Genomic DNA, 22,590 nt, shown 5'->3' on the forward strand with positions numbered 1-22,590 from the left:
TTTTCACCACCTACCAATTTTTATGGTGGCTTCAGGATCCCAACGTGGTTAGCTGTTGGAGGGTCAGATCTCGTACGAGTTCCAGGATTTCAACATTGCCTGCAAACTTTGCGCCGGCGGCCTGATAGAGGTCTGGTACATTGCGGGTAGCGCCGAGCGAGAGTGCATGGCGATACTGCTGTAGCGCACGCTCAGGATCTTGCAGGTAGTTGTTCCAGACTTGATAGGCACCAATGGCGGCAAAGGCATATTCTATGTAATAAAATGGCTCATCAAAGAAATGGCTGATCCAGAGCCAGCCCATACCTGCCTCATCTTCCAGACCACTCCAATCAACAGATGGTTGATAGATTCTGGTTAATTCTATCCATTTTTGTGAGCACTGTGCTGGTTCGAGAGCCTGTTCATAGTTCTCATACGCCCACTGCTGGAAGGCATCGCCCTGGATAATCGTAGGTAGATAGTTAGTGAGCATATTTTCCAGATGTTGAATTCGCAACAGACGTTCCTCTTCGGCAGTGCAGAGGCCTGCCTGCTGAAGATACATGGAGCCGATGAATTCCATGCTGGTCGAAGCGACTTCAGCAAATTCGATTGGCACTGCACCTTCCTGACGTTGCTGAATATAGGGGAGCCCAACCGTCTCAAAGACATGGAATGCGTGGCCCGCCTCGTGGCAGACCAGGGAGATGATTTCGGCTGGCAGATCCAGATGCCCGAAGATAAAGGCCCGGCGCTTCACTTCCAAGGGGAGATTATAGCCCATGTGGGCTTTATTGGGCCGCTCTTCCAGGTCAACCAGTTTTTCTTGTAGCAGGGTCTGGAAGTAGCGTCCCAAATCTGGGTGGACCAGAGTAAACAGGCCTGCACATTGCTGCAATACTTCATCAACATTGGTTATCGCACGAGGAGCCTGTGTGGTGCGTGGATTAACGTTAAGATCCCATGGACGCAGAGTGTCAACGTTCAATAACTGGCGGCGCCGCTCCCAGATCTGGTTGGATGCTGGCACGATAACCTGCTCGACTGCTTGATGAAATGCTTTACAGTCGGCGGCCGTGTAATCGAAGCGTAAGAGTTTCTGCCAGCGATACTCGCGATAGCTCTCTAGTCCCGCGTTCTGGGCGATACGTTGTCGCAATTGCATCTTTTCAATCCACAGCGCTTCCATTTTCTGGCGATCAACAAAGCGGCGCTGCGCGGTTGTATGCCAGGCTAGCTCGCGGCGTGAGCGTTCAGGATCGCGCAGCGGAACGTGCAGAGACATGATCGAGACCTTTTTTCCCTCCCAATCAACCATCTGGGCTCCGCCAACCTGATAATACTCATCACTGAGAGCTTTTTCTTGATTGAGAAGAGCAAGATTTTCTTCACGGTAAAGCCCGGCTTCAGCTCCCATATTCCGCAACGGAATCGTAAATCCCTCTGGCTCCAGGCCGCTGGCTAATAGTTGTTCTTTCAACTGCTGCGACTGGGTTTGAGCAGGTGCATAGATCTGCTGCAAAAACTGTTGTTTACGGCGTGCCACATCTTCATCGGCGGTATTCTGAGTGCTGGATATCTCAAAGCGCACCATAGTTTCATCAATCAGTGCGCTCAGATCTGACCATTGCTTCAGCCAGGCAGATAAACTCGTTGGCGTCAGCGTTTCCTGTAAAAGTTCACGGTACCAGGGCTCAATCTGCGGCCACGCTAAAAGCTCAAATTCTTCACTGGTCTGAGGAAGGGGACTAAACATAGGTGATACCTTTCTTCATTGAGATGCTTTTATGCTACAACGAAGCTGATGTGTCTGTCCAACTTGCCAGTTACTTATCGGATAGCGATCTGACCTGACCAGTGAAAGACAGAGGGTGATTCGGATAATTGTGCTACTATAGAAGGTTCATTACGTATATACAATAGAAAAAATATGCTATTGTGGAGTACGTATGTATACTGCTTGCTTACTTGTGGCAGGTAGTGCTGGCATGCCTGAATTGTAGCCATGCGCTACGGTGAAATAACATGGTATCCCGAGGGGAAAGGATAAAGATATATGCTAAGTGGACATGCACTTTTTATCATTATTCCACTAGCTATCTGGATCATTGCACTGATCCATTGTAGCAAGAATCGAGCTTTAAGTGGAACGGCCAGGTTGTTCTGGGCGATATTTATATTTGTGACTAATTTCTTTGGCGCGATTATGTATTTTATATTTGCGCCAAAGCGGTTGCGTTCTCGTGCTCGGACCGCCTATTATCAACCTTCAAAGCAGCAGAGACAGCAGCAACAATATTATCAGCCCTCGCGTCCGCCACAGGAGCCGTATTATCGTCCGGCAGAGCGAGCAGCGGCGGAGCCAGAGCCATATCGGCCCTATGGTCAGGGATATGCTACCCAGAAGCAGGAGCAGCCGGTAGAGCGAGCGCCAATGCAAGCGCCAGCTTATAATCCATATGAATATCCGCAGGCTACTTACCCTGAGCAGACGCAGCAGCAGTCACAATAAGCTCTGTCAATTTTTATGGTGAATTTTCTGCCTGCAAAGAAAGCTCTCGCCGCAGGTCAGACTCTGTATTATTTTCTGTTGAAGTAGCCGCTCCGGAAGCCAGTGCCACAATCTCACGATTGCGGATCTGACTTTCTGGATAGAGGCGGATCTTCAGTGTTTCGCTATGAATCTCGCCGATGGCTTCCACCTTACCGACCCGGCAGATAGGCACCCAGGCATCAGGTCGGGCCGCCAATTCCTCAACCTCCCATATCGTCGTCAACTGTGGCATATAGCTGCCATCGCTCTGTCGAATCAATCGCATAGAATAAATTCCTATCCTTTTTTTATCTCTCTATTTGCAGTCTATCATAAGGACGTTAAAAAAAGGGTTAAAACTCTTTAACAATCTCATTATGGCGTTGTTTGTTCAGACGTCCACACGTTGCGGCGGCAAGCGCTACCGCTACTTTTGGGAGGATTGACACTTTTTGTGGCTGCGCTACATATTACAAAGGGAGAGGTAACTTCTGTGCTTTTTCTTATAGAGAAGCACTGTTCCTGCTGAGTTTTCTTTGAAAGGAATTCATTCATGCAAGCAGTCAATGTCCCACTACAGCCGGCGGCTGATCTGTTGGAACATAAGAAGACGCACTTTGCGCTCTGGCGTCCAGCGGTGACAGATCCAGTCCCCCGTCTGATCATTGGGACTTTTGTAGCCGGCGAGCCTGCTCAGCTGGTTGATGAACAAGCATTTCCATTGTCTCCTTCGGCAAAGGGGCCGGATCTGTGGGATATCGCAGCCAAAGACTGTCTGCTTGAGAATGGTAAGATTTATCACTACTGGTTCGAGGTTACTGATAGTAATCTTTATAAAGAGAGTCATCCACGTATCAGGTGTACCGATCCATTTGCGCTCAGCGTGGATTGGCGTTTGCTGGGACCGCGACCTGATGATCCGCAGTTTGGGGATGAAGATCGCTATCCGGCGGGCGTGGTGCTGTATAAAAATGGTGAACTTATCGCGTGTGATCCCGATGGTCAGCAACCTGATTGGCGTAATGATCCGCCGCTGGAAACCTTGCCGGTCAACACGCAACTGGTGATCTATGAGTTGCCTGCGACCTGGGCGCGTACCCGTAAAGAGGGCGGTGTAGAGGTTGCAGCGGGAACATTTCGGGATGTACTGGCCCTGGTTGATCCCGGTGCGATTCCATTTAGCTTCTTTGGCCTGGCTGTCCTGCAAGAAGGCCGCGCCCATCTGCGGGATCTGGGAGTTACGGCGCTGGAGCTGTTGCCATCAGCGGATAGTTTCGTCAAAGGTGGCTGGGGCTACGCAACTACCAATTACTTTACTGCCGATCATGATCTGGGTATCTATGGCCGTAATCGTAAACCAGCGCCAGGTACTGAGCTGGCTCGCTTGATTCGTGCCTGTCACCAGAACGGTCTGCGCTTCTTTGATGATGTTGTGATGGCCTTTGCCGCTCGCAATCCATATCGCTCAATTAACTTTCCTGATTTCTTTATTAAATTCAATGATGGTGATCCCGAAGAGTTTTCACAGGGTGAGCATCGCGACGGTTTTGGGAGTGACCTCTTTAAGTATCAATATGAGGTCGAGGGCTATGATCCATTTACAGGCCAGCAGCAGCGCTTGTTTCCGGCCCGCTCTTTTATGTTGACCTATCTTGATCACTGGATGCGCTATTATCGCATTGATGGTGTGCGTATCGATAGTATTGTGAATATCGCGAACTGGGACTTTATTCAGAGCTTCAAGGCCGCTGCGCATAGCATCTATCAGTCACGCTGGCATGAGCAGCGCAATGAGCCCGACACGGCGGGTGCGCGTTTTCTGGTAGCTGGCGAAGAACTGGCGATGCCACTGGACCTGCTGCATGAGCAGCGCATCGATAGCCTGTGGAATGAATACTTTAAGCGCTATGTGCGCTCCGCTATTGTTGGTCGCAGCCATCCTGATGAGCCACTCTTTGAAGAGATGGTCAAGAAGATGGTAGATTGTCGCCGCATTGGTTTTGGCGATGGTTCACAGGCCATCAACTATGTAACCTCTCATGATGTCGAGGGCTATGGGAACGAGCGGCTCTATGACTACCTGGAGAGCAACGGCATCTATGAGAAAGAGCAGCGGATCAAACTGGCTTTCACCTGTTTGATCACCGCGGTTGGTATTCCTATGATCTTCGCGGGCGAGGAGTTTGCTGACCAGCATGATGTACCTGCTGAAGGACCTGACAAGCAAACGGATGCGGTCAACTTCGAGCGTCGGGATGATCCCTGGCGTGCGCGTATCGTTGATCATGTGACCCGACTGGTGCGGCTCCGTACCAAAGCTGAAGAACTCTGGAGCAACGAGACGACGTTTATCCATAGCGACTTCAATGATGGTAAACGCGTCATGGCCTGGATCCGGGGTGAAATTGGTAGCCGCACGATGCTGGTTGTTGTCGCCAACTTTAGCGATTACATGACTCCTGATGCCAGCACGAAAACCGCTGAATATCGCATCAACAACTGGCCCGAACTGCCAGAAGGTATGCGCTGGCGTGAAATCACGCAGGAGCGCAACGTGTCGGTCGCATGGGCTGGCCGCGAACCCATTTTTCCCTGGGAAGCTAAAGTCTACGCCGTAGTCTAGTAATTGCATGTGTCTCATCCGCGACTATGTGGATGGGACACATTTTTTAGTGAGCCAATGGGAGGGTGAACCAGAAGGTTGATCCTTGCTTTAATACACTCTCAACCCCGATCTGTCCTCCATGGCGAGCAATGATCGTCTGGCAGATGTAGAGCCCGAGCCCTAATCCCACCCCTGAGCCAGTTTGGATACTCACGCCTGGTTCCTGATAGAAGCGCTCCCATACATGCTTTTGAGCTTCAGCAGATAAGCCAGGACCATGATCCTGCACCCAGATGCGTGCTTGCTGATCCTGCACTGTTAAGCCAACGGTGATTAGTTGATCTTTGTTGGAGTATCTGATGGCATTGTTGAGATAGTTGCTAATGACCTGTTCAATGCGCCCCTGATCTGCCCGGACAATGACAGGTTCTGTTACCTGCATTTCCAGTGTGATTGTTCGTGTGGGGGTATTAGTACGCTGATCCTCTACGCTTTCATGTACAAGGTTTTTCAGGTCACATTCTTCGATGGAGAGGGTTAGTTTGTTGGCTGTGATACGTGAGACATCCAATAAATCGTTGATCAAGCGCTGCTGCAGTCCTACTTGATGAAGCGAACGTGCCAACCGTTTCTGAATCGTCTGGAGTTCAGTTCGTACCTGGAGTATGGATGGTTCCTGTCTATCTGACAGAAGTTTGTTTACCTGCCGATCAGCCAGTTGCAGGTTGCCTTTGAGTGCTGTAAGCGGAGTACGCAATTCATGACCCGCGATACTGATAAATGCATCTTTGCGTAACTCCTGTTCTTTAAGCTCTGTAATGTCATAGGTAATCACCAGAATAGAGATCATTTTCTGATCACCGTCATATTCAGGGATTAAATTCGATTGATACTGGCGCATCCGACCATCAATTGGAAAGTTGTATTCCACCGTGAATGGCAGGCCAGCCTCTACTACCTTTGTGAGTTGTTGTTCAAAAAAGAGACACTGTTCTTCTGGTATGCCCAATTTGCGTGAAGTCTTACCAGGAAAAGCCTCTGGTGGTAGGCCGGTGGCGCGTGTAACTGCGGCATTGGCATAGAGGTAGCGGAACGTGGTGGTATCATGGCGAGTGATGATGTCTGGCACATGATCGGCCAGCATTTGAAATGCATGTGCCGCGCGTACCAGCTCATCATTGATCCTTTTCTGCTCCGAGAGATCCATCACGAAGCAGATCCACTGCAAAGGATTTTGCTGTACGGCTGCCGCACCAATAAGAATTGGTATCCGGCTCCCGTCTTTGCGGATGTATTCTTTTTCAAATGGCGCACAAGAGCCTCGCGACTGAAGTTGCTGGAGAGTGTGCTCATCAAGTGAGGCATATTCTGGCGGCGTCATTGTTGCCCAGTCGATGCGCTGCGCCTGTACATCTGCTTGCTGGTAGCCGACTATTTGTAGAAATGCATCATTGGCTTCAATGATGCGGGTGCCTTCTGCAAAAACAATGCCGATAATATTGGCATCGGATAAGCGTTGGCTCCGGGCTTCACTGCGCTTTAGTTTTTCCTGTGTTTGCCGTAGATCTGTCACATCGCGTGCTACAGCCTGTACAGCAACGATGTTACCGGACTGATCTCGCTCTGGCGTTAGCTTTGACTGATACCAGTGCACACCGTCGGGTGTTGGAAAGGAGAATTCAATAGTTCCTACTTCACCGGTGGCAAAGACTGCCTGCAAAGCCTTATCCCAGATCTCAACCTGAGCGTCTGGCATTCCCATCTCGCGATTTGTCTTGCCTATAAAGTCAGCTGCTGCCAGGCCTGTGACTCTGGTTGCAGTATGATTGACAGAGAGATGGCGCAGTTCGTGATCAAAGCGCGCAATGATATCGGGGGCGTTATTGATAATCCGTTGCAAGAGCTCATTCTGCTGCTGAAGGTTTTTTTCCAGGCATTTGCGCTGGCTGATATCCTCAATGACAGAAATGAAATATTGTGGCGTTCCATCGTCGGCGCACACCAGCGAAACCGTCAAATTGATCCAGATGAGAGATCCATTCTGGTGGATATAGCGCTTTTCCATGGTATAGGTTGTGCGTTCACCGGCTAAAAGTTGCTCGACAAAGGCTATATCGACGGATAGGTCGTCTGGATAAGTGATCTCTTGAAAGGTGTGCTGGAGTAATTCTGTGTGTGTATAGCCTACTATCGAGCAGAATTTTTGATTGATCGTCAGAAAATGACCATCAGGAGCCACATGCGCCATGCCGACCGCTGCCTGTTCAAAGGTCGCCTGGAAGCGCCGCTCCATCTCCTGGGGTGTACCGGATAGTCGAGTATTTGGTTCAGCTTGTTCCTCTTGTTCTGGTGGATGTTTTCCCATCGGAGCTCTCTCTTTCTGCAGATATCCTTCTGTTGGTTGTATATTTGTCATGGAGCGGGCTCGCTATATCCAGTAACTGGAGAAAGAAGACCGATGGTATTTACTGCTCAGTATTGCCACACGTTTAGCATACGTGATTCTGCCAGAAAAAACAATCCTGTGCAAGATAGATAGCTATTTTGTAGCATATTGGTAATAAACAGGTTTGTAATAATTCATTGTGAACGCTGCGAAAGCTTCATTCCCTGTAACGTTTGTATATTGATAATGGCGGATCTGCCGGGTATACTTTTTTTATTCAATTATTTGACGAGTGCTCAACCAAAGGCGGTAAAAATATGGATGAACTTGATGCTTTATCAACACTTTTTCGTGTGCAGCAACCCGAGCTATACTATAATATTCCAACTCACGCCCAGGGTCCACAGGGTGAGCTACCGCTAACACCAAAGATGTTACGTGAGTGGGCCAGCGGAGATTTGTTTGGCTTATCGCAAAACGTCGGTATGGGCTGGGAGCCTGCGAAAGTTTTGGGTAAACATATTTTGATGATGAGTACGCAGGGTGGAATTCGCGCGGAAGATGGCTCACCGATTGCTCTGGGTTATCATACCGGACATTGGGAAGTCGGGCGCTTGCTACGTGCTGCTGCCGGTGAGTTTAAGCGTTCTGGTATGGTTCCTTATGCCGCCTATGTGAGTGATCCCTGTGATGGTCGCACGCAGGGGACGACTGGTATGTTTGATTCCTTGCCCTATCGTAATGATGCTTCGATGGTGATGCGCCGCCTGATCCGTTCTTTGCCTACGCGTAAGGCGGTTATGGGCGTAGCTACCTGTGATAAAGGCTTGCCCGCTACCTTGATGGCGCTGGCCTCACTCAGACATCTGCCTGGTATCCTGGTGCCTGGCGGCGTAACTCTACCTGCTGAAAATGGTGAGGATGCGGGAAAAATACAGTCGATTGGAGCGCGTTACACACATGGCGAGATTACATTGCAGCAGGCTGCCGAGATGGGCTGTCGGGCGTGCGCGACCCCTGGTGGTGGTTGTCAATTCCTGGGAACGGCCGCGACCGCGCAGGTTGTGGCTGAGGCGCTCGGGATGGCCATTCCCCACTCGGCTCTTGCTCCCTCTGGCGAACCGATCTGGGAAGCGCTCGCGACCCAATCTGCCCGCGCATTGATGCAGCAGATCCAACTGGGCCGGGGCATGCAGGATATTCTCACTGATGCCTCGATCCGCAACGCTATGGTTGTGCACGCCGCCTTTGGGGGCTCCACCAACCTGCTCCTGCACATTCCCGCTATCGCCTACGCCGCAGGACTGCGTATTCCTGACGTCGCGGATTGGCAGGAAGTGAATCGTCAGGTGCCGCGTCTGGTTAGCGTCCTACCAAACGGACCTGTAGACCATCCGACCGTTCGTGTATTTCTGGCTGGTGGCGTGCCCGAAGTCATGCTCCATCTGCGCCGTAAGGGCTTACTGGATACCAGTGTACATACCTGTAGTGGACAGACCCTCGATCAAGTTCTCAACTGGTGGGAAGAATCTGAGCGCCGCCAGCATGTGCGTGCGCGCTTGTTAGCGGCAGACAATATTCATCCTGACGAAGTCATCATGGATCCAGAGACGGCCCATGCCCGTGGACTTACCTCCACCGTGATGTTTCCGCTGGGCAATCTGGCTCCCGAGGGTGCTGTCATCAAATCCACCGCCATCGACCCATCCGTGGTAGACGAAGATGGTGTTTATCGTCATACGGGACCGGCTCGTGTCTTTACCAGTGAGCACGCTGCTATCGAAGCCATCAAAGGCGGCCAGATCAAGGCTGGCGATATTATGGTTCTGATGGGACGTGGACCAGCTGGCACCGGTATGGAAGAGACCTATGAACTGACTGCTGCCCTGAAGCATTTGCCCTTTGGCAAACATGTTGCCCTCATCACTGACGCCCGCTTTTCTGGCGTCTCAACCGGAGCCTGTATAGGCCATGTTGGTCCTGAAGCCCTCACAGGCGGGCCGATAGGGAAAGTGCGCGATGGTGATATCATCGAGATCATCATTGATCGCATCAACCTGCATGGGCAGCTCAACCTCATCGGTGACGGCGTCAGAAGCTTCACACCTGAAGAAGGAGCTATCCTCCTCAAAGGACGTACTGCCCATCCAGATCTCGCTCCTGATCCTCATCTACCCGATGACACACGTCTCTGGGCCGCATTGCAATCTGCCAGCGGTGGCGTCTGGCGAGGCTCCATCTATGATGTAGACCGTATCATTGCTGTCATCGAAGCTGGTAAAAAAGCTCTCGTTAACGAAAAGCCATAGATACGAGCAGAATATGTGCTTGTTCAAGCAGGTTGCATAATATGATGAGCAGTGGTTTTGTAAGTAGATTTTTTGTGCATGAGGATACGTGAGCCGCAGAAGATATTGCGGCGTGTAAAAGGGGTCGGGGTATCGCGTTCATAGCGTTCACGGACCGCTGGATTGTGCAGAGCGGTTGGCACAAAAAACCAGGGCTCGCTTAAGGCTGTATCGTACATCGGAGCATGCACCCATGCCGGACAGTCCAGTCCGTATTGCTGGCAGAGATATTCGACCGAGGCAGCGCAGAAGAGGGCCCACTGCCAGTGCTCTGGTGGTGGTTGCGCGGCGACAACGATCGGATCAGCGAGCAAGCTCTGGCGCTCATCTGCGTGATAATCAAAGAAATCATTAAGGAAAGCACCCACAGCATAGCGAGGGTCGTCTCCTTGAGAAATCCCTTGATAGATATCTTTGATAGTATGTAGTTCATTTGTGAAAGTAAGTATCATATTCATCCTGGCTCATTACCCGTCCTTAAGAGGCTTTCCTTTTTAGTATACCATTACCACCTTGCAGTAGCAGTAAAGGTGAGAGTGACACTCCGCACGCCCTGAAGGGGCGGCGGCTTCTTCCACTCCTGCGTACGCCACTGTTCGAGATAGATAGCGTTGCTATGACTCACTGAACAGAGGTAATGGGCGAGGAATAGCTGAGGGCGCCACCATCCTGGCGTGATCCTCATGGGTGGTGCCATACCCCTTGCCCGTTCCATGCCTTCGTGCTCGGCGGCGTGATGGGCCACCTTCGCTGTTGGCATCTTGGGAACGAACAACACCTGATGATTTCTCATCCCTCTCTCCTGGATCCAGGAGAGGAGCGCGAGGCTTTTCCTGATGATGAACCCGTGTACGCAAACGCTGACCAATGACCACGCTCGCATTGCGATCGGCATGGCCCTTCATGCCACACGCAGGACACCAGGCCAATGGTGCCCCAGGGGTGTAGCCTGCTGGCTCGGGCCCCTGCTTGGCATGGTAGCGCACAATCAGGCCATGACAACGGGCGCATTCGCGGCTCGTGTTGCGCGGGTTCACCCGACTCGTGATCATGCCCTCGTTCCACGCTTTATATTTGGCATTGGTGAATATACGCCCCTTCATCCAGAAGGCTCGTTTGCTGTTCCCTCGGCGACTGTAGCGGCCTTTTTGCGGCTTCAGCTTGCCCAGATGTTCAAATACCAGCACACTCGCCTGATGCTGACGAGCAAAGTGGACAATGCGCGCACTGATCAGGTGCGCGACCTGCTCGTCCACATGACGGATTTTCTCCCATAATGCCACATTATCGGGTTCGTTTTCGGCCAGGATACCCGTCTTACGACGGTTGCGGGCGATCCGTCCAAGCAGCCACTTCCTACGGCCATTTACGCGTTTGCCGCCACTGAGAAAGGTGGTGGCAACGGTCGAGCCGTCGGCTGTTTGGATGGTACAGACCGCCAGATGATGGTCGAGATTGAGATCAATGGCACAGATGCGTGTCTGGGCATGAGCCAGTTGCACAGCCACCTTCCCCGGACTGGTGAAGGTCTTTTCGACCGGGGTATGCAACCGCCAATGTGAGCCATGGCGAACCAGCGACGGACTCCCCGGCTCATAGCCATCGGGCAAGTCACGGCTCAAGAGCCGAACGTTGACCCAGATCCACCTCGCCCCTGTCCAGAGCTTGAGAAGAATGGAGGACGCAGTGCGCCCTTTCCACTGGCCCTTGTAGAACGTCGGCGACCGATTCCAGGTCCGCGGGGGAACCGGTGGGTGCTCGGTGAAACGCTTCTTTTTGAGGGCCGCTTTCTCTTTGCGCGCACGCCACTTCTGCAAGCTCGTCTCAAAGGCATGGGCGGAGCCAAGAGCTGCGTGAATAGCGGCACGGCGAAAGAGGGCAGGAACCTGAGGAGCAATGGCATCGAGCGGCATCACCGGATCGGGGTTTTCTTCCGTCGCATGGGTCAATGTCTCAAGGGCATGCAAGGCTCTGTGTGAGGAAAGCAACAGCACCTGCTCGTGAGCTGTGATGACCTCAAAGTAGAAGGAAGCCACTGTGTTGAACAATGCCTGGGTGGTCGTAAACCAGGCAGCATACCGGGATGGATACTGCATTGCTTGTGTGATGGTTTTCGTTGCCTTTGCCATGCGATGACTCCCTCCCTTCCTCCCCGCTAGATTCCTTTTTGCGCATTGATATAGTGTTGAATGGTCTCAGCACTCACTGCACCAGCCGTGCTGGCAAAATAGGAACGGGTCCAGGTCGAAGGCATTTTCTTCATGATAGGGGCGAACTCCCTTCGTAAATGAAAGGACGTGATGCCCTTAAGTTCTTTCACCACATCAGCGGCACTTTCAGAAGGCCAGACGCGGATAAAAAGATGAATATGGTCAGGTTGAATCGCCAGGGTGAGAATACTCCACCCTTTTTCCAGACATTTCTCTTCGAGTATCTGTTGACACCGTTCTTTGATGGGACCCGTAAGAATGGCTTTGCGACGACGAGGACACCAGATGAGATGATACACAATAAGATGGACGCGGTGCTCGTCACGCTGATACTGCAATGTACTCGTCTTTTCCATTGTTGCAGTATACAGGAGAAAAGACGATATTGCAACAAGCGAGGGCTAAAGCCCACGAGAAACCCGCCTATCCGCCTGGGTTCAAACCACAGCGGCTTGCGGCGGGTTACGCTTATGTCAAGAGCATGCTGATCAATCGTGTAAGCGGAGCTAGTACATTGTCAAACTTCGTGTGATGAGTTGTGCGCCCGCTACGCGGGCGGCATGAGGGGGGGAGAGATGCCGGGGCACAGCCCCCGATCCCCCAGTCAAGGCTCGCCGCCCCTGGCATCCCCGCCTCCCCATCACATGATGTCTGACAGATTACTAGCCGCGAGGAATGAGGTTTAGGATTGATCGATATCTCATCCAAATAGATCCATCAGTGTCTCATCAACCAGATTTTCTTCCTGCCAGGCAGTGGGAACATAGCGATCAAGGATGGCCTGGGCCTCTTCGGCGCTGGTGACATTGAGGGCCTGACAGAGATGGAGGGTATCATCCATATCTTGTAATGGCCGGAAGGCCGTTAATTTAAGGGCCAGCATACAGGCGAGTTCGGGTAGCCAGATTTCCAGCATCTGGAAGGTCTTCCAACGGACCAACTCACCTTTTTGAATAATCTCTTCGACAAAGAGCGCGCCATCATCATTGATCCAGTTGCGCGGCAGATTGTGACGGGACGCGACGGCATTGCTGGCCTGCTTGAAAATCTTTTGTCGTCTTGTTTCCTGCTGAGGATCAGTGCTGCTTGCGAGCGGAACGATATCTACATCATGGGTTGAGAGGCGATTGCCAATCTGCATCAACATATAGACGCCACCAAACACAATAATCTGGACCGGTGAATCAATGCCGCGCTCGGCCAGTTCGGCTCCTAGCTCCTCCAGCAGCGTCAACACCTCGTCCCGTTGCAGCTTTACTTCGGGCATTTCAGCGCTCTCCTCTTCATACAATAGTATTGATTGTACCACATGTTGATAATACTTTTGCTCGCTATTCATACATACACTATAATCTTTTTCACAGATCATCAAAAATTACTCATAAGATAGTGTTTGATTGCTATGAAACTCGTGATCCGCCTGGCGTTATTTTCGCGCCTTTGGCACTCCAAGGGTTTTAAGTGTGATGTAAATTTTGCGCGAGGCGCAAAATTTACATCACACTTAAAAGAAGTATGGGCGCTTTAGTGCCCGAGTGTGGTCCTGAGCTATCCAGACACCTATTTTTGCTGAAATAAGGGCGTGGAAATATTTATTTATGGTTATGTAACCTAGCAAAAAATTCCCTACTTGTTTACCTCTCATTATGGTTATGATATGCTATTTTATAGCCCACTCATAATATAGCTTTAGAAAAGTATTTGCCCAGAGTTAATCATCTGAAGTGTTTTATCCTATGTATTTGGTTTCCTACATAGTATATCTCCTCTTTGAGCTCTGACAACGTAATCTGGAGCTATGTTATCTCCTGCTTGAAAAATCATTCTGTATTTGGCCCGTTGTATCCAATGAGAAAGGGATATCCATAATTATGTTATTTGGCCAGGGTAAGCCATCATCCAGTAAGCCTTCTGATGTGTTAAAAAGTGCGCAAGAACATGTCCTTTTAATCATTGATACAAATGAGGTTCGTTCACAAAAATTAGCATCCCTGTTGACACTGGCAGGTATGCGAGCCATTGTAACCACCACCAGCTATCAGGCATTTGATCGCTATATAAAGGAACGCTTCTGGCCTCTGGCAATTCTGATTGGTCAGAGTGAAGATATGACCACGCCTTTGTTTGGACGTTTTATGCAACGCCTGAGGCAGGAACTGCAATATGAAACTCCTGTTGTGGAACTCTCTTCATTTTTTCTCAGTGATGGCCTGATCTTGAGCGCGGAAACGCTGGTCTCACCTACGACCCACATTTTTTCGCAGCAAAATAGTGCTGTGCTCAAGCGTATCTGGCAGTTGATGCCCTCGGCCGCTATTTCCTTGAAACAGGCTGAAAAAACAATCGTCATGGATACATTGCCAAAGTATGGATTTCAGCCGCGGGTGACGCGCACGAAGCGCTCGTTTTCTTCGCATTTATATTACCAATTGAAGGCCGCGCGACTGGTAATTCCTGCAGAGCAATGGGATAATCTCTTACGGGACGTGGGTTTAGCCCAATATATCAGGGAAGAGAACTGGCCACCGGCCGTAGATCAATTTACCATTCCGCCCGAATATTTTTCACTATTGATGCGTGCCGTCATGTATTCTAATCCACGTAATCCCATCCAGCAGATCTATCACTGGGCCAACCAGGTTGAAGCAGACGCGCTCCAAAAGGCTGTCTTGATCTTTTTCATGCAACAGATTCCCAAAGTTATTGGGCCAGACCTGACCATGCGTGCTCTGCTCAATATTATGACGAACGAGATTGATAGTCGACGCGGAGAAAAGCTGACTGAGTGGAAGCGGTTACAGGATGGCTCGTTTATCTTTGCCTTCTATAGCAACATCTTTGCCTATAGCGTTATCGGGGCGACCCAGCCTTTATGTGGTACCTGGCAATCCTCCTTTGATCTGATACTCCGGCTGACCAAACAAGAACAGCAGTGGTATATTCGTGAAGTTGAATGTAGTAGTCAGACCCATACTGGACACTGCGTCTTCCAGATCACACCCACCAAACAAAAATAGCCATGGAAGCCTGTAACGTTTAAATGTACCCACATTTAAGCGCCACACGAAAGGGTTATCCCTATTGTCGGGATAACCCTTTCAATATTTCGGCCGAATTCACATGATGTTTTTAGGCGAAAGGCTGATTCCAGCGCTCACTGTGAGCGATCTCACCTAAGGGTTTCCTTTTCTTGGCTCCTTTACTGGTAGCTGAGACAGGATAGCCGAAAGGGAGGACCGCAAGGACATTGATGTCTTCTGGGATATCGAGTAATGGCCGAACCTGTTCCAGATTATCGAAGCCGACCCAGTTGGATCCGATGCCGCGTGCCCAGGCGGTCAGGATCATTGACTGGATCGCTCGGCTGCCATCTGAGATCGCAAACGGACTATGTTCCATCGCAACCACAATTGCCATTGGTGCCTGTGCAATATACGGACCAGTGCGGGCCAGTGGTGCAAGCTGGCGTAATGTCTCTTTATCCTGCACGACAATAAAGTGCCAGGGTTGTCCGTTCATACTGCTGGCGGACAAGTGTCCTGCTTCGACGATTTCGTGAATAATGTCCTCTGGAATCGGCTTGTCCTGAAATTGACGGACAGCCAGAACCGTACGAATCGCGTCAAATACTTCCATGATTGATCACCTTTTATGTATTACTCGCGGAGCTATTTCCTGATAGGATTATCAAGGAATTCATCTATATCTTTAGCATATCATGCAGTTAGATAGCAAGAGAAATAATCTGTATCAAGTGTACTCAGGATCTTTTCTCGATCGCCTGCGATCCATCCTTCAATGTAAGTATGAACGAGTTGATTAATTGAAGTGTTATTCATATGTGCCTCCATAAGAGAAATACTCTTTATCAGATTATCAAAGCTCCTGGCCGATAACAATGAATAGATGTTTATGGCAGGAAAATAAATGTGTAATGATCTATCTGGTAGTAATCTAGTATACTACTTATAAATAGTGTCATAAATAGTAAGTAGCTAGTAGAAGTATCAGATTGATTATGAATAAGGAGTATATCGCATGTCGAGAGCAAGAGATCAATTTTACTCAGGGCTGGCGAATGTAAATGGTACAAGTATCTTTTATGAAGTTGCGGGTCAGGGTCAGCCGCTGGTTTTAATGCATAGTGGTTATTCACATAGAAAACTCTGGGATGATCAATTCGAGGCACTGGCCCAATCTTATAAAGTGGTCCGTTATGACCTGCGTGGTTATGGCAATTCCGCCGTTGTCAAAACCGATACGCCACGCTATGCTGACTGGCAGGATCTCTATGGTTATTACAATTTTTAGAAATTGAGCATGCATACTTGCTTGGCTTATCCGGTGGAGCTCTAACGCGTTGATTTTACCTTTGAAATCCAAAATGGTGGATGCCCTGTCCTCGTTTCGCGGGTGTAAGTGGCTTTGATTTTGGGAGCTGGATACATACGAGTCATTAGAGGAACATTTGTCCCTTAGCGAAGCCTTTGACGCATTGGATGTGCGCGCATTCTGATCTGGTTCTCTATGACAACTCTGCGGCCGATAGTGACAGCTTAACGATCTGGCAACGCGCTTGATCCTGAACAGCGCTGACTATTGTGATCCACATGGATTGCTGTCGGCGCCGGGTGTAGTGTGATTGGGGGTGGATCATCGGCAGGGAACAGTCGCTTGAGGAGCGGCGCAGGATGTGCGCGTTCTTGATCGGTTGGCACTTGGAAGGCTGCAGAACGCCTGAAGTTGTCAGTGCTGAACGGTTGGCGATGTGCCAGCACAATTGGACACTTCCCAACGATCCTGCCGCAGCGCCAGCACAAACAATTGATCCTCCAGCAATCACGCGGCTGACTGAAATTAGTGTACCACACTGATTTGGTCGGCGACAAGATGTACCTGTTGATCCTGGAATAGGTGAGATCCTCGCAGAACAGATCAAAGGAGCCCAAAAGATTGTTCTACCAGAAGTTGCGCACCATTTGAACATGGAGAAACCCGTGGAGTTCAATCAACTGGTGCTGAACTTCTATAAAAGATTGTAACTGCGCACGGGTAGATTGGTTGGCGTCGGCTCAATATTTTTACTGAGGTTGCCGGAACTTCTACTTTTTTGGAATGGGGGCTATTGCGGGGGCCACTCGCTGGCGAGCATACATAGAAAACCATGTCATGGGCTCATGGAGCCGTTCATCGACCTGGCGTAATATCCCTTCCTGCGTGAAGCCCAGGCGCTCGGCTACGGCCCGACTGGGCTTATTGCCTACGGCGGCCCGAATCTCTATTTTGTTGAGACCATATTCCTGGAAACCATAGGTGACGAGTGTTCTACAGGCGCGGGTAATGATGCCACGGCCCTGCATATCCTGGGAGAGCCAGTAGCCAATTTCCCCCACCGACTTCTCGCGAATTATTCTGGGATAGCCAATGGATCCGACCAGTTGTCCACGATACCAGAGATTTGTCGGCAGCGCTGTCCCGTCCACAAATTGTTGCATACTGCCTTTCATATAGGCCTGCATTGACGCGTGCGTTTGCTCAAAAGCAGCCCATGCCATCCATTCTTGTAAATATTCGAGATTACGCAGGGTCAGAGCCAGATATTCGTCCGTATAATGTGCCTCGTTCAGACGTAACTCGATCTCATCATCGACCGGTATCTTTAATGCTACGTTGCTCATATAAACTCCTCTATAATTATGTGCCTATTCTAATTGATGACTGCCTGTTGCGCAACCGTATGTTTCTGTTTGTAGAGAATTAGTATCCGAGTAAAGCTTGTGATCATGTGAGCGATAGTATATTCCAATACTGTGATATTATTTATGAAAGGGAAAAATGACTTTATTGGAGACAAGCGATGAACAAGGCTATGCGGCGATTTCCTAGTGGCATCTTAACACTCCTTTTTACTGATATTGAGGGTTCAACCCGTCTCCTGCAAAGATTGGGGAGCCGTTATGCCGATGTGTTGCGTGAGAGTCGGCGTTTGTTGCGGGCTGCCTTTGCGGAACAGCATGGCTATGAAGTGGATACGCAGGGTGACGCCTTCTTTGTGGTGTTTGAGCGCGCCCAGGATGCGATCAATGCAGCCGCGACCGCCCAGCGATCTCTGCACACTGCGCAATGGCCCGAGGACGTTACTGTGCGCATACGTATGGGGATTCATACTGGAGAGCTACAGGAGGTCGAAGAAGGCTATATTGGACTGGATGTGCATCATGCCGCTCGTATTATGAGTGCGGCCCACGGTGGGCAGGTGCTTCTCTCAGAGAGTACCCGCGACCTGATTGTCAATGATCTTCCCGCTGAATTAAGCGTAGAGGATCTCGGCGAATATCGGCTCAAAGATATTCCTGGCCACAGCCGCCTATTTCAACTTTTGATGCCGCATCTCCCTGCTACTTTTCCTCGTCCTGCTACCCAGGGCCCTCGTCGCTCGCTACAAAATATTCCCCCGATATCTTCCGCATTTGTGGGGCGCGAACAGGAACTGACAGGTCTGACCCAACAATTACAACGTCCAGATATTCACCTGCTGACGTTGATCGGAACCGCTGGCGTGGGCAAGACACGCCTGGCCCTTCAGGTAGCCAGCCAGTTGGAAGACACCTTTGCGGGACAGATCTGCTTTGTCGCTCTTGATCGTGTCAGGAATGCTGATGAGGTGCTTTTCGCGATTGCGCAGGCACTCGGTGTGCAGGAAGATGCTCATCGTACGCTGACTGAACAGCTCAAGCAGGTCCTGCGTGAGCTGTCTTTGCTCCTGCTGCTGGATAACTTTGAGCATGTGTTGCCGGCGCGGTTAATCATTGCTGACCTGCTGGCGAGTTGTCCAAAGCTCAAAATACTGATCACCAGTCGCGTCATGCTGCACCTCCAGGCTGAGCACCTTTTTGAACTCGCGCCATTGTTATTACCTGCCTCAGCACAGGCAGTGGACATAGCATCCTTGCAGCGTTTTGAAGCAATTACCCTGTTTGTGCAGAGAGCGCAAGCGGTACAGTCCACATTTGAACTTAACCAGGATAATGCACCTGCCATTATCAAGATTTGCCGACACCTGGATGGTATTCCCCTGGCGATAGAACTGGCGGCCGCGCAGGCCAGATATTTTACCCCGCAGCATTTACTGTCCCGTTTGGAACAGGGCACCATCTTCTTACGAGGCAAAGCTCACGATGTGCCAGAGCGCCAGCAGACCCTGCGGGCCGCGATTGCGTGGAGTTATAATCTGCTAGAGGCGGATGAGCAGAGCGTCTTTCGTCGGATCGCAGTATGTATGAGTGGTATAACGTTGGAGGCGGCCGAACATATCTGTAGCGCTGTCAGTCCGATTGAGAAGATGGAAATTCTCAATATCCTGGATAGTCTTGTTGATAAAAGTGTGGTGCGGCGTTCAGAGGATGGCCATGCTGGTCCGCGTTACTGGTTGTTGCAGGCGTTGCATGAATATGGATTGGAACGCCTGGCGACAACTGGAGAGCTAGAGGCCACGCAGGCGGCCCAGAGCGAGTATATCTTATCCTGGCTCACAAGAATTTCACCATTATTGACCGGGGCTGAACAGGTTTTCTGGCTGGATCAACTTGATCATGAGTATGAAAATGTACGCGTTGCCCTCAGATGGTTGCTGGGAACAACAGCCCATACTCCTGAGCACATCGAGCAGGCGATGAAACTCTGCTCGACATTGATGCGTTTCTGGGAGATTCGCTGTTATTTTGCCGAAGGCTCGGCCTTTCTGGACCAGGCTCTGGCAGCCAGTGAGGGGATATCGCCAATCCTGAAGGCGCAGACCCTGCATAACGCTGGCTTTATGGCACTCCTACAAAATGAGACCGGGCGTGCCGAAAACTTCTTACGTGAAGGTCAGATACTGTTCCGTGAGAGTGGCGACAAAGAATCTATGGCCAATATTCTACGTCTGCAGGGCAATCTGGCGATGGTCAAGGATAATTATAAAGTGAGCCGTCGTTTACTTGAAGAAGCGCTGACTCTCTATAGTGAACTGGGAAATAAACGCCGCTGTGCCTCGACACGTGAAGCCCTGGTACAGATTGCCTATATTCAAGGAAGCTATCAGCATGCTCTTTCCCTGGCAGAGGAAACGCTAGCTGTCTACGAAGCCTTAGGTGAACACTATGGCACGGCTTATCCATTACTTGATATGGCTACTACCCTCTTTCTGGCTGGACAGGATCCAGCCAGGGCTAAAGAGTTTGCTGAAGAAAGCCTGGCACTTTTCAGTGCCGTAGGCAATAAAAGGCTGGTTGCGCTGGTCATGGTCTTACTTGGACAATTGCATCATGTTGCAGGTAATACGGAACAGGCACTGATCATTCTGGAAGAGGCCAGCCAGATTTTTAAGGATCTCAATGAGCGCCATGGGAGCGCGGAAACCCTGGTTGCCCTGGCGCGTATTAAGACCCGTCAGGGAGATAGAGAAGGGGCGCGCGCCTGCTATCATCAAGCCTGGGAATACATATCTGTCCTCAAAGGCAAAGAACTTGCTGCGCTCTGCCTCGAAGGCTATGGACAGATCCTGGTGACGCAAAAAGAAGTGAGCCACGCTGTCCAGTGTTGGGGTATCGCCGCAACCTGGCGAGCCCAGATCGTAGCTCCGCTACCACCAGTTTATAGAAGTGCTTATCTTAAGGCTTTGGAACAGGCTCGCGCGAAACTGAGTCAGGAAGAATTTCAGGCCGCATGGTTAGCTGGAAGTCAGCTTGTTCCGGAGGCTCTCCAGGCCAGCTCGCTCACGAAACTGGCTACTCTGTTCACAGTTACTCCGGATGCTCCTGATGTTATCATCCACTCTAATTAACCGGTAGGATGAGGCAAATTTCTACTGATATCGTATATGCTTTCTTCAGACGAAACAAGTAGCTTTACTGCTAGTAGTGTGTATAAATTTTATATACAACCTTGCATGATTTTATACGTATCTAAAGTGGATATACAGAACAATATAGCTCCAGCTACCAGGAGGAATAAGCTATTATGATGCCACCAAGAGAAGCCAGCGAATCAGATTCTAGCTCGATATATGATGGATACCCGGGAGAACAAGCATATAGCCAGCAACATTATGAGCGTCCTTATCAACATCAATCCATGGGTGGAGCGGCTGGAAAGCTCTATCCTTCAGCCCCTGATAACAAGAACGTATTGCGCCTGATCGCATTTGGCATGTCCCTGTTGGCCTTGATTGCTCTGGCTTTTATCTGCCTGAGTATTGTTGGCGGAACTGGTGGATGGATCAGTTTTTGTGCAGCTGCGCTGGCCATCTTTATTATTGCTGTAGTCGCCATCGATAAAATTAAATAGCCCTCCTGTTCCGAGACAGCTTTTCTATGCCATATCCATGACTGTTTTTGAGAACCTGTGTTTGATATATACTCTGTTTTTGGCGCAGGCTCAATATAGTTTTGCGTACCAACATTTCCATATAGACTTTTTAGCGATACAGTACGTGTTGAAAGAAACAGCTCTATTTCTGCGCTGTTGATTTGATGCTCTGTGTCAAGTAACCAGGCATTGCTAAACACGACTGGATACCATCCTTGTAAAGGGATAGAAGGATATTGCTATGAGTTCAGAACCGAATGGGAAGGTGGCACTGGTGACCGGGACGTCGTCGGGGATTGGTTTGAGTAGCGCTGTGTTGCTGGCGCAGCATGGTTTTACCGTGGTGGCGACGATGCGGGATATACAAAAGGCCAGTTCGCTGGAAGAGCGTGCTCGTGAAGCCGGCGTGACTATTGATCTGCGTACACTGGATGTACAGGATGCTGCGTCGGTGGCGAATTGTGTGCAGCAGGTGTTACAGACATATGGTCATATTGATCTACTGGTAAATAATGCTGGTGCAGGCTACCTGGGGACATTGGAACAGACTTCAGAGGAAAATTTACGGCGCACGATGGAAGTGAACTTTTTTGGGGTCTGGCGTATGACCCAGGCTGTTTTTCCGGCTATGCGCGCAGCTGGTTCGGGTCGCATCCTGACAGTTTCCAGTGTTGGTGGCATCATCGGGCAGCCATTCAACGATGCCTATTGTGCCGCCAAGTTTGCTGTTGAAGGTTTGATGGAAAGTCTGGCCCCGGTTGCCCAACGTCTGGGGATCGATATCGCCGTGATCGAGCCGGGTCCTGTGAACACGAACTTTGTGGCAGCGGTGAGGGCGACATCAGCAACGCCAACGGCTGAACTGCAAGGAGTCTATGGATCGATGCTTGAAGTCTACATGGGAGGTTCGCAGGAGCGTTTCGCATCTATGGGACAAACCCCAGACCAGATTGCAGACATCATCATCCAGGCCGCAACCGAAGATACCCCGCATTTCCGCTATGCTACATCCGACCTTGTCAAAGGTCTGGTGGCACAAAAATATACAGATCCTACCGGGGACAACATGGTGAAATTATTCGGATCCCGCCTGGGAGAAAACTAAAGTGTCTCCGCGCCTCTGGCGTTTATCATGATGATATGCAGAAAACCTGTGGGAAGTTGAGCAATCATCATTG

The 22,590-nt window shown here is 50.3% G+C and carries 18 protein-coding genes; 8 read left to right on the top strand and 10 right to left on the bottom strand.

The window, feature by feature from the left end:
* Window positions 1-31: 31 nt before the first annotated feature.
* Window positions 32-1,738 carry a M3 family oligoendopeptidase gene (locus tag KDW_RS26135; protein ID WP_151758860.1) on the bottom strand — a complete coding sequence of 569 codons (1,707 nt, stop codon included), beginning with the start codon at window positions 1,736-1,738 and terminating at the stop codon, window positions 32-34.
* Window positions 1,739-2,038: 300 nt separating this feature from the next.
* On the opposite strand from KDW_RS26135, the gene KDW_RS26140 reads away from it, so the two are divergent.
* A complete protein-coding gene (locus KDW_RS26140; protein WP_151758861.1) occupies window positions 2,039-2,494 on the top strand; it encodes a PLD nuclease N-terminal domain-containing protein in 456 nt (151 codons plus the stop codon).
* Window positions 2,495-2,507: 13 nt separating this feature from the next.
* Here the strand turns inward: KDW_RS26140 and KDW_RS26145 are convergent, their stop codons facing one another.
* Window positions 2,508-2,801: a hypothetical protein gene (locus tag KDW_RS26145; protein ID WP_151758862.1), complete on the bottom strand. Its 294-nt coding sequence runs from the start codon at window positions 2,799-2,801 to the stop codon at window positions 2,508-2,510.
* A gap of 267 nt (window positions 2,802-3,068) precedes the next feature.
* Here KDW_RS26145 and KDW_RS26150 point away from each other — a divergent pair, with 267 nt between their 5' ends.
* Window positions 3,069-5,138: an alpha-amylase family glycosyl hydrolase gene (locus KDW_RS26150; protein ID WP_198925561.1), complete on the top strand. Its 2,070-nt coding sequence runs from the start codon at window positions 3,069-3,071 to the stop codon at window positions 5,136-5,138.
* A 46-nt stretch (window positions 5,139-5,184) separates the two neighbouring features.
* On the opposite strand, the gene KDW_RS26155 is transcribed toward KDW_RS26150, so the two are convergent.
* Window positions 5,185-7,485, bottom strand: a complete 2,301-nt coding sequence (locus tag KDW_RS26155; protein WP_162005622.1) for a PAS domain-containing sensor histidine kinase — start codon at window positions 7,483-7,485, stop codon at window positions 5,185-5,187.
* 338 nt (window positions 7,486-7,823) lie between these two features.
* Here KDW_RS26155 and KDW_RS26160 point away from each other — a divergent pair, with 338 nt between their 5' ends.
* Window positions 7,824-9,815, top strand: a complete 1,992-nt coding sequence (locus KDW_RS26160; RefSeq protein WP_151758864.1) for a YjhG/YagF family D-xylonate dehydratase — start codon at window positions 7,824-7,826, stop codon at window positions 9,813-9,815.
* 23 nt (window positions 9,816-9,838) lie between these two features.
* Here KDW_RS26160 and KDW_RS26165 read toward each other — a convergent pair whose 3' ends face one another.
* The 4 genes from KDW_RS26165 to KDW_RS26180 all read right to left on the bottom strand — a co-directional run bounded on the left by KDW_RS26165 (window position 9,839) and on the right by KDW_RS26180 (window position 13,403).
* Window positions 9,839-10,306: a hypothetical protein gene (locus KDW_RS26165; RefSeq protein WP_151758865.1), complete on the bottom strand. Its 468-nt coding sequence runs from the start codon at window positions 10,304-10,306 to the stop codon at window positions 9,839-9,841.
* 162 nt (window positions 10,307-10,468) lie between these two features.
* Entirely contained in the window at window positions 10,469-11,983 is a 1,515-nt protein-coding gene (locus KDW_RS26170) for a zinc ribbon domain-containing protein (RefSeq protein ID WP_151758866.1), read from the bottom strand.
* Between the two features lie 26 nt (window positions 11,984-12,009).
* On the bottom strand, window positions 12,010-12,420 hold the full coding sequence (tnpA, locus tag KDW_RS26175; RefSeq protein ID WP_151755659.1) for an IS200/IS605 family transposase: 411 nt from the start codon (window positions 12,418-12,420) through the stop codon (window positions 12,010-12,012).
* Between the two features lie 344 nt (window positions 12,421-12,764).
* A complete protein-coding gene (locus tag KDW_RS26180) occupies window positions 12,765-13,403 on the bottom strand; it encodes a hypothetical protein (RefSeq protein WP_151758867.1) in 639 nt (212 codons plus the stop codon).
* Window positions 13,404-13,935: 532 nt separating this feature from the next.
* Between KDW_RS26180 and KDW_RS26185 the strand changes: the two genes are divergently transcribed.
* On the top strand, window positions 13,936-15,081 hold the full coding sequence (locus KDW_RS26185) for a hypothetical protein (protein ID WP_151758868.1): 1,146 nt from the start codon (window positions 13,936-13,938) through the stop codon (window positions 15,079-15,081).
* A gap of 112 nt (window positions 15,082-15,193) precedes the next feature.
* On the opposite strand, the gene KDW_RS26190 is transcribed toward KDW_RS26185, so the two are convergent.
* Complete coding sequence (locus KDW_RS26190) at window positions 15,194-15,700, bottom strand: nitroreductase family protein (protein WP_151758869.1); 507 nt, start codon at window positions 15,698-15,700, stop codon at window positions 15,194-15,196.
* Between the two features lie 402 nt (window positions 15,701-16,102).
* On the opposite strand from KDW_RS26190, the gene KDW_RS26195 reads away from it, so the two are divergent.
* Complete coding sequence (locus tag KDW_RS26195) at window positions 16,103-16,375, top strand: alpha/beta fold hydrolase (protein ID WP_151758870.1); 273 nt, start codon at window positions 16,103-16,105, stop codon at window positions 16,373-16,375.
* 245 nt (window positions 16,376-16,620) lie between these two features.
* Here KDW_RS26195 and KDW_RS32010 read toward each other — a convergent pair whose 3' ends face one another.
* Window positions 16,621-16,884: a hypothetical protein gene (locus tag KDW_RS32010; RefSeq protein ID WP_162005623.1), complete on the bottom strand. Its 264-nt coding sequence runs from the start codon at window positions 16,882-16,884 to the stop codon at window positions 16,621-16,623.
* Window positions 16,885-17,166: 282 nt separating this feature from the next.
* Window positions 17,167-17,742 carry a GNAT family N-acetyltransferase gene (locus tag KDW_RS26205; protein ID WP_151758872.1) on the bottom strand — a complete coding sequence of 192 codons (576 nt, stop codon included), beginning with the start codon at window positions 17,740-17,742 and terminating at the stop codon, window positions 17,167-17,169.
* Window positions 17,743-17,921: 179 nt separating this feature from the next.
* Here KDW_RS26205 and KDW_RS26210 point away from each other — a divergent pair, with 179 nt between their 5' ends.
* The 3 genes from KDW_RS26210 (at window position 17,922) to KDW_RS26220 (ending at window position 22,517) form a co-directional block, all read left to right on the top strand.
* Complete coding sequence (locus tag KDW_RS26210; RefSeq protein WP_151758873.1) at window positions 17,922-20,888, top strand: ATP-binding protein; 2,967 nt, start codon at window positions 17,922-17,924, stop codon at window positions 20,886-20,888.
* A 176-nt stretch (window positions 20,889-21,064) separates the two neighbouring features.
* Window positions 21,065-21,391, top strand: a complete 327-nt coding sequence (locus KDW_RS26215; RefSeq protein WP_151758874.1) for a hypothetical protein — start codon at window positions 21,065-21,067, stop codon at window positions 21,389-21,391.
* Between the two features lie 262 nt (window positions 21,392-21,653).
* On the top strand, window positions 21,654-22,517 hold the full coding sequence (locus KDW_RS26220) for an SDR family oxidoreductase (protein WP_151758875.1): 864 nt from the start codon (window positions 21,654-21,656) through the stop codon (window positions 22,515-22,517).
* Window positions 22,518-22,590: the final 73 nt, after the last annotated feature.

The sequence above is a fragment of the Dictyobacter vulcani genome (assembly GCF_008974265.1).
Classification (GTDB): domain Bacteria; phylum Chloroflexota; class Ktedonobacteria; order Ktedonobacterales; family Ktedonobacteraceae; genus Dictyobacter; species Dictyobacter vulcani.

Coding starts and splice junctions, on each gene's coding strand:
- KDW_RS26135 (WP_151758860.1), bottom strand. CDS start 1,738: ATGTTTAGTCCCCTTCCTCAGACCAGTGAAGAATTTGAGCTTTTAGCG.
- KDW_RS26140 (WP_151758861.1), top strand. CDS start 2,039: ATGCTAAGTGGACATGCACTTTTTATCATTATTCCACTAGCTATCTGG.
- KDW_RS26145 (WP_151758862.1), bottom strand. CDS start 2,801: ATGCGATTGATTCGACAGAGCGATGGCAGCTATATGCCACAGTTGACG.
- KDW_RS26150 (WP_198925561.1), top strand. CDS start 3,069: ATGCAAGCAGTCAATGTCCCACTACAGCCGGCGGCTGATCTGTTGGAA.
- KDW_RS26155 (WP_162005622.1), bottom strand. CDS start 7,485: ATGGGAAAACATCCACCAGAACAAGAGGAACAAGCTGAACCAAATACT.
- KDW_RS26160 (WP_151758864.1), top strand. CDS start 7,824: ATGGATGAACTTGATGCTTTATCAACACTTTTTCGTGTGCAGCAACCC.
- KDW_RS26165 (WP_151758865.1), bottom strand. CDS start 10,306: ATGATACTTACTTTCACAAATGAACTACATACTATCAAAGATATCTAT.
- KDW_RS26170 (WP_151758866.1), bottom strand. CDS start 11,983: ATGGCAAAGGCAACGAAAACCATCACACAAGCAATGCAGTATCCATCC.
- tnpA (WP_151755659.1), bottom strand. CDS start 12,420: ATGGAAAAGACGAGTACATTGCAGTATCAGCGTGACGAGCACCGCGTC.
- KDW_RS26180 (WP_151758867.1), bottom strand. CDS start 13,403: ATGAATAGCGAGCAAAAGTATTATCAACATGTGGTACAATCAATACTA.
- KDW_RS26185 (WP_151758868.1), top strand. CDS start 13,936: ATGTTATTTGGCCAGGGTAAGCCATCATCCAGTAAGCCTTCTGATGTG.
- KDW_RS26190 (WP_151758869.1), bottom strand. CDS start 15,700: ATGGAAGTATTTGACGCGATTCGTACGGTTCTGGCTGTCCGTCAATTT.
- KDW_RS26195 (WP_151758870.1), top strand. CDS start 16,103: ATGTCGAGAGCAAGAGATCAATTTTACTCAGGGCTGGCGAATGTAAAT.
- KDW_RS26205 (WP_151758872.1), bottom strand. CDS start 17,742: ATGAGCAACGTAGCATTAAAGATACCGGTCGATGATGAGATCGAGTTA.
- KDW_RS26210 (WP_151758873.1), top strand. CDS start 17,922: ATGAACAAGGCTATGCGGCGATTTCCTAGTGGCATCTTAACACTCCTT.
- KDW_RS26215 (WP_151758874.1), top strand. CDS start 21,065: ATGATGCCACCAAGAGAAGCCAGCGAATCAGATTCTAGCTCGATATAT.
- KDW_RS26220 (WP_151758875.1), top strand. CDS start 21,654: ATGAGTTCAGAACCGAATGGGAAGGTGGCACTGGTGACCGGGACGTCG.